At 63.8% G+C, this 14,456-nt stretch carries 14 protein-coding genes; 7 read left to right on the plus strand and 7 right to left on the minus strand.

The annotated features are described in order from the left end of the window. Nucleotides 1-53 precede the first annotated feature (53 nt). Entirely contained in the window at nucleotides 54-695 is a 642-nt protein-coding gene (locus tag ABLE71_RS03790; protein ID WP_348782018.1) for a hypothetical protein, read from the minus strand. A 183-nt stretch (nucleotides 696-878) separates the two neighbouring features. Here ABLE71_RS03790 and ABLE71_RS03795 point away from each other — a divergent pair, with 183 nt between their 5' ends. From ABLE71_RS03795 to ABLE71_RS03820, 6 genes are all read left to right on the plus strand, one after another. Continuing rightward, nucleotides 879-1,316, plus strand: a complete 438-nt coding sequence (locus ABLE71_RS03795) for a transcriptional regulator GutM (RefSeq protein ID WP_348782019.1) — start codon at nucleotides 879-881, stop codon at nucleotides 1,314-1,316. Between the two features lie 53 nt (nucleotides 1,317-1,369). Then, nucleotides 1,370-2,161: a PTS glucitol/sorbitol transporter subunit IIC gene (locus tag ABLE71_RS03800; protein ID WP_348782020.1), complete on the plus strand. Its 792-nt coding sequence runs from the start codon at nucleotides 1,370-1,372 to the stop codon at nucleotides 2,159-2,161. A gap of 21 nt (nucleotides 2,162-2,182) precedes the next feature. Next, nucleotides 2,183-3,196 (plus strand): PTS glucitol/sorbitol transporter subunit IIB, encoded by a 1,014-nt coding sequence (locus ABLE71_RS03805; RefSeq protein WP_348782021.1) that lies wholly within the window; start codon nucleotides 2,183-2,185, stop codon nucleotides 3,194-3,196. 20 nt (nucleotides 3,197-3,216) lie between these two features. Next, the gene (locus tag ABLE71_RS03810) at nucleotides 3,217-3,600 is read left to right on the plus strand and encodes a PTS glucitol/sorbitol transporter subunit IIA (RefSeq protein ID WP_348782022.1); all 384 of its coding nucleotides are present in this window, start codon (nucleotides 3,217-3,219) and stop codon (nucleotides 3,598-3,600) included. A 39-nt stretch (nucleotides 3,601-3,639) separates the two neighbouring features. Continuing rightward, on the plus strand, nucleotides 3,640-5,625 hold the full coding sequence (ptsP, locus tag ABLE71_RS03815) for a phosphoenolpyruvate--protein phosphotransferase (RefSeq protein ID WP_348782023.1): 1,986 nt from the start codon (nucleotides 3,640-3,642) through the stop codon (nucleotides 5,623-5,625). A 98-nt stretch (nucleotides 5,626-5,723) separates the two neighbouring features. Beyond that, a complete protein-coding gene (locus tag ABLE71_RS03820) occupies nucleotides 5,724-6,182 on the plus strand; it encodes a hypothetical protein (protein WP_348782024.1) in 459 nt (152 codons plus the stop codon). A gap of 30 nt (nucleotides 6,183-6,212) precedes the next feature. Here the strand turns inward: ABLE71_RS03820 and ABLE71_RS03825 are convergent, their stop codons facing one another. Then, nucleotides 6,213-7,016, minus strand: coding sequence for a hypothetical protein (locus tag ABLE71_RS03825; RefSeq protein ID WP_348782025.1), 804 nt, complete (start codon nucleotides 7,014-7,016; stop codon nucleotides 6,213-6,215). Between the two features lie 224 nt (nucleotides 7,017-7,240). Here ABLE71_RS03825 and ABLE71_RS03830 point away from each other — a divergent pair, with 224 nt between their 5' ends. Further along, nucleotides 7,241-8,266 carry a sugar-binding transcriptional regulator gene (locus ABLE71_RS03830; RefSeq protein WP_348782026.1) on the plus strand — a complete coding sequence of 342 codons (1,026 nt, stop codon included), beginning with the start codon at nucleotides 7,241-7,243 and terminating at the stop codon, nucleotides 8,264-8,266. A 26-nt stretch (nucleotides 8,267-8,292) separates the two neighbouring features. Here ABLE71_RS03830 and ABLE71_RS03835 read toward each other — a convergent pair whose 3' ends face one another. The 5 genes from ABLE71_RS03835 to ABLE71_RS03855 all read right to left on the minus strand — a co-directional run bounded on the left by ABLE71_RS03835 (nucleotide 8,293) and on the right by ABLE71_RS03855 (nucleotide 14,225). Further along, a complete protein-coding gene (locus ABLE71_RS03835; RefSeq protein ID WP_348782027.1) occupies nucleotides 8,293-8,634 on the minus strand; it encodes a hypothetical protein in 342 nt (113 codons plus the stop codon). 1 nt (nucleotide 8,635) lies between these two features. Then, nucleotides 8,636-9,538, minus strand: coding sequence for a UTP--glucose-1-phosphate uridylyltransferase GalU (galU, locus tag ABLE71_RS03840; RefSeq protein WP_348782028.1), 903 nt, complete (start codon nucleotides 9,536-9,538; stop codon nucleotides 8,636-8,638). A 115-nt stretch (nucleotides 9,539-9,653) separates the two neighbouring features. Continuing rightward, entirely contained in the window at nucleotides 9,654-11,009 is a 1,356-nt protein-coding gene (locus tag ABLE71_RS03845; RefSeq protein ID WP_348782029.1) for a UDP-glucose/GDP-mannose dehydrogenase family protein, read from the minus strand. A gap of 110 nt (nucleotides 11,010-11,119) precedes the next feature. After that, nucleotides 11,120-11,872, minus strand: coding sequence for a metallophosphoesterase (locus tag ABLE71_RS03850; RefSeq protein ID WP_348782030.1), 753 nt, complete (start codon nucleotides 11,870-11,872; stop codon nucleotides 11,120-11,122). A 34-nt stretch (nucleotides 11,873-11,906) separates the two neighbouring features. After that, nucleotides 11,907-14,225, minus strand: coding sequence for a polysaccharide biosynthesis tyrosine autokinase (locus tag ABLE71_RS03855; RefSeq protein WP_348782031.1), 2,319 nt, complete (start codon nucleotides 14,223-14,225; stop codon nucleotides 11,907-11,909). Between the last annotated feature and the right edge of the window lie 231 nt (nucleotides 14,226-14,456).

Genomic DNA, 14,456 nt, shown 5'->3' on the forward strand with positions numbered 1-14,456 from the left:
GCGCCCCAGCCCAGCTGTCACAAATTCAGTCGATGAGTTCCGGCAGGGGATGTCTAATGCCGGTAAGCGAGCCGACGGTGGTCCGGCGTCTCGAGCGCCTCCACGATCGCCGGGCGCGAATGCGGATCGTCCGGGAGGAGCCAGTTCGGCTCGCCACCCAGAAACCTGTCCAGGAAGGCGACGGCATAAGCAGGCATCTCCGACACGTTCTCGCGATAGGACCACCACGTCCTGAGATCGTCGGCGCATTTGTCGATCGCCGGCGCCTCCCCGAACTCCTGTTCGTATATGGCGGCGATCGCCGAGACGCAGAAGTTGGTGTAGAGGAACCCTTCCGGCCAGAACTCCACGATTTCCGCCATTTCCGGGCCGGCCGACACCAGCGGCTGCTGGAGCGCTCTCTCGACCACTTTTGCAGGCTCCTGACGGATCAATTCCCGCAACACGAGGCCGGCGGCGAAGATGACGAAGTCGGCGCGGTCCACCTTGGCAAAATCCTTCCGCTTCTCCATCGTCTCGACCCAGTCGAGAAAGGCTTTCGTCAGCCTGGCATCGTCGATCTCGAAGCGCAGGCCATAGGTCGAGCCGACAAGCCGCGCATGGCTGCGGAACGTCAAGCGGAACCAGCGCAGCCTGCGCAGCCTGTGCCGCAAATCCGGCATCAACGCCAGTTCATCCTTGAAGCGCAGGTCCATAGGCATTTCTCCCATAGAGAAGTTTATCACCCTCGGCCAAGCGATCCAATGAGGTGATATTGTGTCGGAAGGACGCTCCTCAGGAATTATACACATTGACATTCTGAAAAACAAATGTTCTGTGATTGTCAGTTCCGGGGAAGCCTTGCCCGGCGTCGCAGGACTGGCTTGGGAGGAAGCCTGATGGCTATTTGGCAATGGGGATTGCTTGGTCTTTTTTGCGTCTGGGCGCTGCAGTCGCTCGGCGTCTGGCTTCAGATGCGGCACTATACCGACGTCTTCAAGGGCCTCACCAATCAGTACAATGACGGCTTTGTCGGCGCCGGCAACTTCCGCGGCCGTTTCTCCAAGGGGACGATCGTCGTCATCGTCGTGACGCCGGACCTGATCGTGCGCCGCCTGCTCGTCATGAGCGGCCGCACGGTATTCACCAAATTTCGCAGGCATGAAGAATTCGAGGGGATGACCCTCGATCGGCTCCGGTCCAATCCCGCCGTTCTGGGAGAGGGGGAACCGGGTGTGGCCGAGGCCGTCAAAAAGGCGATCGAACAGGTCGATCGCGCGCGGTCGGAGCCAGGGAGGCAGCCGGGCTTGTCCGGCTTGAACGCAGCTCGCGCATAGCGCAACCGCCCCTGCCGACAGGGACATGAGGCAAGGCGGCTGAAGGAGGAGATATGTCAGTCTTTACATTGTTGGCACAGCATGCCGACATGGCCGTCCAGCACCTGCATGTTGCGGGCGCGATGGTCACGGATGCTGCTATCCATCACGGCGCGGTCGGCCTCGATCATGCACGTGACAATCTCGTCGTGCTCGCGCAGGCGACCACGGAAGCCCCGGCGACACCTGCCCCCGGCGGCGGGATCTCGGTCGAGGAGTTCAAGGACAAGCTCGACAACATTACCCAGGAAGAGCAACTCGGCTGGCTGACTGCCGCCGGCAAATATTTCATCGGCATCTTCCAGGAGGGCGGCAAGGTCTTCGCCGGCTTCGTGACCGGCATCATCCCGACGCTGGTCGTGCTCATGACCGCCTTCTACGCGGTCACCGAACTCGTCGGCGAGGAGCGCGTGCACGGCATCGCGCGGGGCGCCGGCAAGATCGCGCTCACCCGCTACACGGTGCTCCCCGTCATCTCGGTCTTCTTCCTGACCAACCCGATGGCCTACACCTTCGGCTCGTTCCTGGAAGAAAAGCACAAGCCCGCCTTCTACGACGCGGCGGTGTCCTACGTGCATCCTCCGCTCGGCCTTTTCCCGCACGTCAATCCCGGCGAATACTTCGTCTGGGGCGGCGTGCTGGTTGCCCTGCTTGAGCTGGAGAGCCAGGGCGTGGTCGAGGTCGGCTACCACATCCGCGTCGCGATCTGGTACGCGATCGTCGGCCTGATCGTCATCCTGCTCAAGGGCATGCTCACCGAGCGGATCACGGCCATCATGGCACGCCGCCAGGGCGTCGAGCTCTAGTTCGGGACCCGGGAGGACATCATGGCAAAGAAATACAAAGCTGTAAAAATCACCCGTGGCTCGACCGGCTGGGGCGGTCCACTGGTGATCGAACCCACCGAGCAGCGCAGCAAGGTCGTGTCGGTGACCGGCGGCGGCATTCATCCGGTCGCCGCGCAGATCGCGCAGATGACCGGCGCGGAAGCCGTCGATGGCTTCAAGGCGCCGCCGATCGAGAGCGAGATGGCCGTCGTCGTCGTCGATTGCGGCGGCACCGCCCGATGCGGCGTCTATCCGCGCAAGCGCATCCCGACCGTCAACCTGACGCCGGTCGGCCAGGCTGGGCCGCTCGCCCAGTTCATCACTGAAGACATCTACGTTTCGGGCGTGAAGCCCGCCAACATCACCATGGCTGACGGGTCGGAAACCGTAACCGCTGCAGGGGAGTCAGCAGAATTGAGCACCGCGCCAACAGACTCGCCGGCGGTAAGGGCCGCCAACGCCGCACCGGAAGTCGAAGGCGGATTGGTCGGCTTCATCTCGACGATCGGCCGCGTCATGGGCCGCGTGGTCGGCATCTTCTTCAACGCCGGCCGCCGCACCATCGACCAGGTCATCCGCAACGTCCTGCCTTTCATGGCGTTCGTGACCATGCTGATCGGCCTGATCCTCTACACCGGCATCGGCGACGTGCTGGCGCAGCCCATGGGTCCGCTGGCCAACAACATCATCGGCCTGCTGATCATCTCGGCCATCTGCGGACTGCCGTTCCTGTCGCCGATCCTCGGCCCGGGCGCGGTCATCGCGCAGGTGATCGGCGTCGCCATCATCGGCCCGCAGATCGCCAACGGCACGATCTCGCCGGCGATGGCCCTGCCTGCGCTCTTCGCCTACAATACGCAGGTGGGCTGCGACTTCGTTCCGGTCGGTCTGGCGCTCGGCGAAGCCAAGCCCAAGACGATCGAGATCGGTGTGCCTGCCGTGCTGATCAGCCGCCAGATCATGGGTCCGGTTTCGGTCCTGATCGCCTGGCTGTTCAGCCTGGTGGTGCTCTAAGCAACGAAGAGGTTCGCCATATGTCTGTCCTTCTCAAGACACGGGTCACCGCGATCGGACCCGAAGTGGCGGACCTCGCCGAAGGCGGCGTGATCATCCTGTTCGCGGATGGCTCGCCGCCGGAACTCGCCGAAGTCTCGGTGCTTCACCAGGCCGAGGCGGGACCGAGCGACGACGCGCCGACCGCCGGCGCGTCGATCGCGATCGGCAACCTCTATGCGACCATCACCGCGGTCGGGCCCAGCGCCTGGGCCAAGGTCCGCGAGATCGGCCATGTGGTCATCAACTTCAACGGTGCGGCGCAGGCCGAGCGGCCGGGTGAAATCTGCGCGTCCGAGGTCGATGCGCAAGTGCTGGTCGCTGAATTGAAGGCCGGTGCTATCATCGTCCTGGCCGCGGCCTGACCTTAGACGCAGTTCGCAGAAACTCTTAAGGTAGATGCCATGGAACGCTCGACGATCGTCAGAGTGCATGAAGGGCTGCATGCGCGCCCCGCGACGCGCTTCGTCAGGCTCGCCAAGAGCTTCGAAGCCGACGTCGAGATCGTCAAGGAAGGCAAGGCGGTCAGCGCGAAGAGCTCGGTGAAGCTCATGCTGCTGTCAGTCAAGGAGAACCAGGAAGTCACAGTCCGCGCCAACGGGGCCGACGCCGCCGAGGCCGTCGAAGCGCTGATCGGCTACCTCGAAAATCCGCGGGCCGGGCTGGACGAGGAGCAAGGCACCGAAACGAAAACGGCGGTCGAACCCACCACAAAGGCTGTAGCGCCGGAGGCGGCCAACGACGAAAGCAAGGATCGCCTGCGCGGCGTCGCGGCCAGCGAAGGCGCGGCCGTCGGCCGGGCGTTTGCGTTTTTCCCCAGGCAGGTCGATCGGCAGCCGCACCTTGTCGCGGCGCATGAAATCGACGCGGAGATCGCGCGCCTTCGGACTGCCGTGGGGCAGGTTCGTGCGCGCATGACAAAGGCGCTCGCCGACGCCTCGCTCGCCGAGAGCGATCGCGCCATCGTCGCGGCGCTGATGGACATAGCCGCCGACGAAGCGCTGATCGGCGGCGCCGAGGCGCTCGTACGCAAGGGCTTGGACGCGGTGTCCGCCGTGATCGGCGCGACCGAGGCGACGGCGGCGGAGTTCGCCGCGGTCGAGGACAGCTATCTGCGCGCGCGGACCGACGACATAAACGCGGTCGGCCGCCAGATCTCGCTTGCCCTGCTCGGCGAGGAGGAGCCCGACCTTTCCGGCATCCCTGATGGAGCGATCCTGATCGCCGATGACATCGGCGCCTGGGATCTCGCCCGCGCGCCGCTGAACAGGATCGGCGGTATCGTCTGCGGCAAGGGTGGCGCGACGTCGCATATCGCCATCATCGCGCGCTCGCACAGCGTTCCTGCCGTACTGGGTCTCGGCGACCGGATTCGCGATCTTGCCATGGCGAAAGAGATCGCCATCGATGGCGGCAGGGGCTGGGTCGCTGCCGATCCCGACGAGCCGACCCGCAGCGAAATCCTGAAGCTTGGGGAAGCCGCCGTAAAAGAACGCGCGATGCTGGCGGCGTTCAAGGATACGGTGCCGCGACGCGCCGACGGAACCGTCATCGAGGTTGCGGCCAATCTCGGCTCGCTGGAGGAGATCGAAGCGGCCAAGGAAGCCGGGGCGATGGGCGTCGGCCTGTTCCGCACGGAACTGCTCTTCATGCGGCACACGCACCTGCCGTCGGAGGATCTGCAGGCCGAGACCTACGCTACACTCGCAAAGGCTTTCGCGCCCTGGCCGGTGATCATCCGCACGCTGGACATCGGCGGCGACAAGCCGGTCGCCGGCATAGAGTTCCCGCAAGAGGAAAATCCTTTCCTCGGCTGGCGCGGCATCCGCATGTGCCTCGACCGCCCCGACATCTTCAAGGTCCAGTTGCGGGCGCTCCTGCGCGCCGCCGTCAACGGCAACGTCAAGGTCATGCTGCCGATGGTTTCCGATCTCGCCGAAGTCGAGCAGTCGAAGGTGCTGATCGAGGAGTGCATCGCGGAACTGACTGCCTCCAGCACGCCGTTCGCACGGTTCGAGCTTGGCGTGATGATCGAGACCCCGGCGGCAGTGCTGATCGCCCCCCAACTTGCAAAGCACGTCGCGTTTTTCTCGATCGGCACCAACGACCTGACGCAGTACATCATGGCCGCGGACAGGCTCAATTCGGCGGTGGCTCGGCTGAACGACGTCACCAATCCGGCGGTGATGGCGGCGATCGAGATAACCGCGAAAGCCGCCGTCGAAGCCGGCATCATGGTCGGCATGTGCGGCGAAGCAGCCGGCCGCCCCGACCTCATCGCGCGTTTCATCCGATCGGGGCTGACCGAACTCTCGATGAGCCCGTCGTCGATCCAGCGCGCCAAGAAGGCGATCGCGGAAGGCGTTCTTGGGGCTGGAGCGACAGGGTAGGAAATCCAAGACGCCTCCGCCGCCCCTCGAAAAAAAATTTGTCCACCCCCTCAACATCCCCCGCATAATGCTTGCGGCGCTGATTGGAGGCTCATGTGGTGGACTGGAAACTGGCGATCAAGGAGGAAAGGGCAGCGCTGATGCGCATTGTCGCGCTGCTCTGTTCCCTCGCTGATCTCGCCGAATCCGCCAGCCGCCGCTGCCGGCTTGTGCGAAGCTTCGTGCTCTGGCTCCTTCGCCCGGCCGAAAGCCTGGCGCGGGATTTTGTCATGGGCGAGCAAGACGCGCCGCCAGTCTCGATGCCCGTCGGTCCGGCCGGCGGCAGTCATGCCGATGCGATGCGCCTTGCCGAAAATTTCCGCCATCTGGCTTGCGAGCTGGAATGTCAGGCGCGGCTGACCTTCGCCATTCGGGACGGCGCCGGGCAAGGCGGCCTGCCGCGTTTCGGCGCCTGTCGACCACTCGACGCGAATGATTTCCTGAACGCCTTGCGGTCGGCTGTCGCGACCATCTCCCGCCGAGCTGTGCGTGCGACAGGCCAGCCGGACACGTCGTGACGCCTCGCGATGCTAAAAAGGCCCGACGTTCTAATTGAGATGGGTGAGCAGGCTGGCGAAGAGCGGCGTCAGTTTTTTCACCGGGTCGTCGTTGCCGAGAGCCGCATTGATGCGGTCGGCGCGCGCGTCGACGGCAAGCACTGCGATCTCCATCAACTCGGGCCCGGCAGCCCCCTCCATATCGAGCGTCGCAAGGCCGCAGGCGATGGCGATTGCCGCGAGGCAGTTGACGGCGATCGTCTGGCCGATATCGATAGCGTCTATCTCGGTGGGGTCGGGAGCCGGCAGCTTGATGGGCTCCTGGCGGACGAGTTCGACGAACAGCGAGGACGACAGCGCGGCGACCAGGGAAACGCGCTCGTCGCGGTCGGTTTCCGCATGCAGCCTGGCGATCAGCGCGGCGTCGCGCTTCTCCAACGCTCCATGCACGGCGGCGAAGTCGCTCTCAAGGATGCGGAAATCGTTGAGCTTCTTCTGCTGGAGCACCAGCTTGGCGAGCCGATAGAGGTCGCGGCGGAACGCGCGCTCGCCGTCGAGATGCGACTCGCCCATCGAGCGGAAATAGGATTGCAGCGGCTGCGGGCCGGCGACTGGGGCTCCACCCAGGCCATTTCGGGGCGCAAGGCTTTCGGCCAGCGACATCACGTCGTCGAAGGCGCTCACCGCATGGCCCAGAAACCCTTCTATCTCGCGGACCGGAAACGGCTGTTCCCTGGCGTCCGGCGCAGGCTTGCCCGAGGCATGGTCGTGGCGATGCTGGCGGACGATCGAACGAAAGTCCCGCAGCCTGTCCTTCACCAGGATCCTGACGTCTTCGGAAAGTTCTCTGAGCATCTCGTTTCCTCACCCCGTCGCGCGGTACGCCCCACCCGTCATGATATAGTTATTCGGTGCCGCATGAAACCAGTCAAAGCGTGTTCGAGGCAGCGCCAAGGCCGGTCGACGGTCAAGAACGGGGCGAAGAACCCATTGCGCTTTTGCCCTGCAATGCGGTCTAAACTATCGGCTTGGCAGATGGTCCGGCCTGCCGGCAAGGCTTCGGGCATTTGGGGGATTCGATGGTAAAGCGTGCCAATCATGTGGGCGGACGCCGCAAACCCAGCGGCAATGCCGACGATTCGGGCGTACCGGCCAGCGATCGGCGGGCCGACCGGCTGCGCATCCGCGCCGCATGGATGTATTTCATCGAACAGATGACGCAGAGCGAGATCGCCGACGTGCTCGGCGTCGGGCGAATCACGGTCGTGCGCATGCTCGCCGAAGCGCGGGCGCGCAACGAGGTGCAGATCGCCATCGAGAGCGAACTTTCGGAGATCGTCCGGCTCGAGCGCGCGCTGGAGACCGCCTTCGATCTCAAGCAGGCGATCGTGGCGCCGCTGTCTCGCCCCGACGCCGATCCTATCCCGGCGATCAGCGCCAGAACCGGAGCTTTCCTTTCCGACGCCATGCGCCCCGGCATGCGAGTCGGCGTCGGCTGGGGCCGGACTTTGTTCAGCACGTTGTCTTTCATCACTCCAAAATCCTTGGCCGACTTCAAGGTGATCTCGCTTCTCGGCGGCGTCGGCGTCGCGCGTCATATCAATCCGGCCGAATTCGCGTGGCGCTTTGCACAGGCGTTTCAGGGCGAAGGATACCTGATCCCCGCGCCGGCGGTTGTCGACAGCGTCGAGACCAAGGTCGCGCTTATCGAGCGCTGCGGCCTGCAGGACATCTTCCGCATGACGGATGACCTCGACGCTGTCCTGCTCAGCATCGGCGGCATCAGGTCGGCAACGACTTTCTATCGCGGAGGGTTTCTCAAGGAAGCTCAGCGTGAGGAACTTGTCGCGCGCGGCGCGGTGGGCGATCTGCTCTTCCACCCCTTCAACGTCGACGGCAAGATCGTCGACCATCCCATCAACAGCGTGGTGATGTCGGTGGATGTCGAGCGGCTGCGCAAGGCGCCTATTCGTATCCTGACCTCGGGCGGACCTGAAAAGATCGAGGCGCTAATCGGCGCGATGAAGCTGCTTGCCCCGACCGTACTGATCACCGACGAGGAAAGCGCACGGAGAATGATCGAGCTGCGTGACAAGTCGGCTTGAGGCAATATCGCCCGGCCTTGCCGGTGCTACCGTGCTTTCCTCGCCAGCTCGGTCAGGGTCCCGCGAAACTCATTGAGCACCGAGGCTTGGCGCGACAGAAACTCCAGCCGGCGTTCGCAGTTGATGATGGAAGCGGTCAGGTCCTCCACCCTGTCGTTCGAGCGGTCGGACACGCCGTCATTCTCGATCGCTTCGACGAGGAAGGCGGCGTCGGTGGTGGCCGATCTGTAGCGGCGCTCGAGGCCGGATTTCTCCACCGATATCTCGTCCGTCAGCTCATTGAGGAGCCGGGCCAGGCGATCGAAACGACGCGCGTCCGTGGCCTCGTCCCGCTCGGGATTCCTGATACGGAAGTTGAAGATCGCCACGTCAGCCGGCTTGTCTGAGCGGTGCCGGCTCCGCCTCTTCCAGCAGTCCGGCGATGACATCGGCCATCTTGGCGGAGAAGTCGGGCCTTGCCAGCGCGAAGGCGACGTTGGCCTCGACAAAACCCTCCGGCGAGCCGCAGTCGAAGGTGCGGCCCTGGTAGTGGTAGCCATAGAAACCCTGGCTCTTTTCCAGCTTCAGCATGCCGTCGGTCAGCTGGATCTCGTTGCCCGCTCCCCGCTCCTGGTTCTCCAGGATCGAGAAGATCTCCGGCTGCAATATGTAGCGCCCGTTGATGTAGAGGTTGGACGGCGCCGTGCCCGGCTTGGGCTTCTCCACCATCGAGGTGATGCGGAACCCGTTGTGGGTGTCCTCGCCCCTGCCCACGATGCCGTATTTGTGCGCCTCGGCGGGGTCGCATTCCTGCACCGCCACGATGTTGCCGCCGGTCGCCTCGTAAAGCTCCACCATCTCCTTCATGCAGCTCTTGCTCGACTGCATGATCATGTCCGGCAGCAACAGCGCGAACGGCTCGTCGCCGACCAGTTCGCGCGCGCACCAGACCGCGTGGCCCAGCCCCAGCGGCTCCTGCTGGCGGGTGAAGCTGGTCTGCCCGGCCAGCGGCTGCAATCTCTGCAGCTTGGCCAGCTGGTCGTCCTTGCCGCGCTGCGCCAGCGTGTGGTTCAGCTCGAACTGGATGTCGAAATGATCCTCGATCACCGCCTTGTTGCGGCCGGTCACGAAGATGAAATGCTCGATGCCCGCCTCGCGCGCCTCGTCGACCACGTACTGGATCACCGGACGGTCGACGACCGTCAGCATCTCCTTGGGCACCGCCTTCGTCGCAGGCAGAAACCGCGTCCCCAAACCTGCTACCGGAAATACCGCCTTGCGGACTCTTTTCATGAGGCTCCTATCCCGCCTTTTGAAACGCCGCCCGCCAGCCATTGAAACCTATGCTGCAGCGCAGCATAGGTCAAGCGAAACGTCGGCGCGATCGAGTGCCGAAGCCTGCGGAAGCCTATGAGGCGTTGGCTTTCACGCTCAGCCGGACCGGGCTGAGATAGTCCTCTGTCGGACGGCCGACGCCGACATAGGCAAAGCCGTGACTCTTCGCTTCGTCCTTGCGGTAGATGTTCCTGAGGTCGACGAGCAGCGGCGTCTTCATGACCTGTTTCAGGCGGTTGAAATCCATCGCGCGGAAGGCGTTCCATTCGGTGACGATCACCAGCGCCTCGGCATCCTTGGCGGCATCGTAGGGATCGGTCGCGAAGGTCACGTTCTCCAGCATCGACTTCGCCTGCGACATGCCTTCGGGATCGTATGCGGAAATCTCCGCGCCGGCGTCCTGCAGGGCCTGGATGATGGTGAGCGAAGGCGATTCGCGCATGTCGTCGGTGTTGGGCTTGAAGGTCAGGCCGAGGATGGCGATCTTCTTGTCGCTGACGTCGCCGCCGCAGGCGGTGACGATTTTGCGCGCGATCGAGCGCTTGCGCGCCGTGTTCACCGCTACCGTCGTCTCGACCAGCCGCATCGGGCTGCCATAGTCCTGCGCGGTCTTGGCCAGGGCGACCGTGTCCTTCGGGAAGCAGGAGCCGCCGTAGCCGGGGCCGGCATGAAGGAATTTCGAGCCGATGCGTTTGTCGAGGCCGATGCCTTGCGCGACCTGCTGCACATTGGCGCCCGTCTGTTCGCAGAGATCGGCGATCTCGTTGATGAAGGTTATCTTCATGGCGAGGAATGCGTTGCCCGCATATTTGATCAGTTCGGCCGTGCGCCGGCCGGTAAACAGCAGCGGAGACTGGTTCAGGTACAGCGGACGGTAGACCTCGGTCATGACGGCCTGCGCGCGCTCGTCCGAAAGGCCTATGACGATGCGGTCGGGGCGGCGAAAATCATCGATCGCGGCGCCCTCGCGCAGGAACTCCGGGTTGGAGACAACGGCAACGTCGGCCGTCGGGTTGGCCTTCTTGATGATCTTCTCGATCTCGTCGCCCGTGCCCACCGGCACGGTTGATTTGGTCACCACCACGGTGAAATTCTTGAGCAACGGTGCGACCGAGCGCGCCGCCTCATAGACGAAAGACAGATCCGCATGGCCGTCACCGCGACGCGCTGGCGTACCCACCGCGATGAAGATGACCTCCGCGTCCTCTATGCCCTTGGCGAGATCCGTGGTGAAGGAGAGCCGGCCTGCCTTGACGTTGCCGGCCACGAGGCTGTCCAGCCCCGGCTCGAAGATCGGGATCTGGCCGTTCCTCAGTGAGGCGATCTTGTTTTCGTCCTTGTCGACGCAGACGACTTCATGGCCGAAATCCGCCAGGCAGGCGCCCGATACGAGGCCTACATAGCCACTGCCTATCATCGTGATCCGCATCTTTGGTCCTTTCCAGTTTTGGACGAAGTCTTTGCATTGTCGAGCCTCGAAACCAGGCTAAGCGGTGTCGCGACTGTATCCGGTTTCGCGATTCCGTTCCATCCGCCGCCTCAGCCGACGATCAGCGCGGCGCCGTTCGAATCGATCCGCAGGCAGCTCAGGCGATGCGTGGCATAAGCGCCGGTATCGAGATTTATTCTGTTCGGCCTGAATTCCGGCTCGGCGTTGGGCGTATGCCCATGCACCACGACGGCGCCGAACGGCCCGGCATGATCGAGGAACGGCTTGCGTATCCACAGCAGATCGTCCGGCACCTGCTCGTCGAGCGGGCGGTTGGGCAGGACGCCCGCGTGGGCGAAGAAATAGGGACCGTAGCGGAAGCTCGGCCGCAGCGACCTGAGAAAGCTGACGTCGTCCAGGGGAATCGCGCGTGAGAGCGCGGCGCTCAATATGGCTTCCTTGGCCGGGTTTACGCCATAGGAAAGGGCGGTCGCGGCGCCGCCCCAATCGAGCCACTCCCGGTCGGAAACCCGTCCTTCGAGGAAGCGCAGGAGCATGGCCTCGTGATTGCCCGAAAGCGGCATGACCTTGCAGGTCTTCGCCCGGGCGCGAAGGATCGCGATGACGGCCGCGCTGTCGGGACCTCGATCGACATAGTCGCCGAGATAGATTTCAAGCCGCCGACCGGCTTGGCGGGCTTGCCAATCCTTCTCGATCAGCTGGTTCACCTGCCGGAGAAGGTCGGCGCGGCCGTGGACGTCGCCAACCGCGTAGATAACCGTTCCGGCATCGATGGCCGGATAGGTTTGATCGTCGCGCATCCGTTCGGGCTTGCCGGCAAGACGCGCAAGCCATGCAAGCACGTCCCGTCCCCGGCTGAGCATTGCCGCGGGCGCTTCAGCTCTGCGATACGTAAGAGCTGAACTTTTCATGGTGGTAATATTCGCTGTTTCCGCTGCTTGACGTGTAGAGGCGCAGGCTTTGCTCGTCCGCCTTGTTGAGCAGGCAGCCGATGATCTTCTGGTTGACGAGCGGCGCGTTGTGGAGCGCATCGGAAACGGTCGCGGTCGAGGTTGCCCCCCATTCGACCACGAAGACGAATCCGTCAACCGCCCCGGCGATCGCCTTGGCGTCGATCACCGGCGCCAGCGGCGGAAGATCGATGATGACGTAGTTGTATGTCTGGCGGGCAGCCGTCAGCAATTGCGCCATCTTGCTCGAGCCGATCAGGTCGGTCTTCTGTGCCGCGCCGCCCTTGCCGGCGGCCGGCAGGAATTTCAGGCGCTTGGCCTCGTCCGTGTAGATCAGGTCGTTGATCGGAACGTTGTTGACGAGGAATTCGAACAGGCCGGCGCTCGCGTTCGGCGTGATCTCGCGCGTCAGGGTCGGGCTTCTCAGGTCCGCGTCGATCACCAGCACCGAATTGCCGGACGAGGCGATCAATTGGGCAATATTCATCGCCACCGTCGACTTGCCCTCGCCGGGCATGGATGAAACGACGCCGATGACGCGCACCCCGCCCTCGCTCGGGGCGAAGTCTATGGCGAGCTTCACCGATCTCAGGGTTTCGGCGAAACGCGACAACGGCGCTTTCACCACATGCTGGAAGACGCCAAGATCGCTGGCAAGAACCCGGCCCGTAGACGCGCCCTTGCGGACCGCGGGCGAGGGTCGCCGCGCCTGGGCGCGGGCCAGCTTCGGCAGAATACCCAGGCAGGCGAGGCCGAGGCCGCGTTCTATCTGCCCGGGTGTGCGGAAGGTGTTGTCGGCGATCTCGCGTCCCAGCGCCAGCAACAGACCCAGCGCAAGACCCGCGACGCCGGAGAGCGCGAGGGTTATGACCGTCTTGGGCGAGGACTTCTTGCGCGCCGGCGAGGCTTCGGTGAGCACCCGCGCATCGGTGATCGGGAATGACTGCTGCTGCAGGGCGGACTTGTAGCGGTCGAGGAAACTCTCGTAGAGATTCTGGTCGGCTTGGGCGTTGCGTTCCAGCTCGCGCAGGCGCACCTGCGCCTGTGCTATGTCGGAAGAACGGACCGTCGAACTTGCGAGCGCCTGCGAAACGTCGGCTTCCTGCTGGGTCGCGACTTCGAGGTCGCTTTTGTAGACCTGTTCGATCCGCCCGAGCTCCTTCAGGATCAGACCGTTGATGTCTTCCATCTGGCGGCGCGCCTTCTGCGCTGCCTCATGCTCGGCGCCGTAGCGGCGCGAAATGTCCGCTTCCTGCTGGGCGACCCTGGAATATTGCTGGCGCAGTTCGTTGATCACCGAACTGGCGAGCGAATCGACCACGGAGGCGTCCGGGTTGCCGGATGCAATCATCTGCGCGATCTGGTCGTAGCGCGCGCGGCGGGTGGCCGTCTCCTTCTGCGCCTCCACCAGCCTTGCGGAAAGATCGGTCAGCTGGGTGTCGGACAGCAGCTGGCCGCTGCCGGTATTGGTGTCGATGATGCCGTTTTCGCGTTTGTATTGCTGTACCAGCTGATCGGAGGCGACAGCCTTCTCGCGCAGTTCGGCGAGGCGCCCCTCAAGCCAAGCCGAGGCACGGCGCACCGAATCGTAGCGCGCATCGAGCTTCTCCTCCAGATAGGCGTTGGCAACCGCGTTGGCGGTGTCGGCCGCCAGCTGCGGGTCCTCGGATGCGAAGCCGATGGCAAGCACGAAAGTGTCGTCGACGCGATCGACGAAGAGCCGTCTGCTGAACTCTTCGACAATCCCGCGGGGAATGCCTTGCTCCACCACGACGGGCGGAGCCGAGCCGAGCCTGATCAGCGAACGCAGAACGCCAAGACCGCGCGACGCAAGCTCGACGATGACGTTCTGCGGACGGGTGAACTCGCTCGCATCCTCAAGACCCAGCCGTTTGATGACGCTCAGCGCGATTTTCTCCGACTGAATGATCTGCAGCTGGCTGTTGACGTCCACGTCGTCGAGGCTGGGCGGCATGCCGGAAGCATTCGCGTTATTGCCGTCGAATGTCTGCGCATTCTCGATGTCGAGATAGACGAGAGCCGTCGAGCCGAACATCGGCTTGGTGGTGGTCAGATAGAGAAGGCCGACCACCAGCATCGCCGCCACGGCAGCTCCGATCAGCAGGGACCGGCGCCTCAAAATGGCAAGGAGACTAGCGAAGCTGAGAAGCCCGGCGTCTGACTCGGCGGCCGGTTGCGGCGCGGGAGAATCCGCTGGCCAGTTCTTCTGGAGCTGCACGAGCATCAGGCGGCATCCTATATTGCGCTGCACCAAAACCGTCGAATTCAGCGACCAGGATGATCATCCCCAAAAGCCGACCACCGGCACCAAGTCACTGTATTCAATAGTTTATCTAAATTGCCTTACGTTGCCCGCGCCCGTGTGTGCAAGGTTAGCAGAGTTTTGCTGCAGTGCAAGAGAGCATGGCTTTGAGGCCGAAATTTGAATCGGCGGCAGGCGGGGAGCCAACCGCCC

The organism is Mesorhizobium sp. KR9-304 (assembly GCF_040049215.1).
Taxonomy (GTDB): Bacteria; Pseudomonadota; Alphaproteobacteria; order Rhizobiales; family Rhizobiaceae; genus Mesorhizobium_K.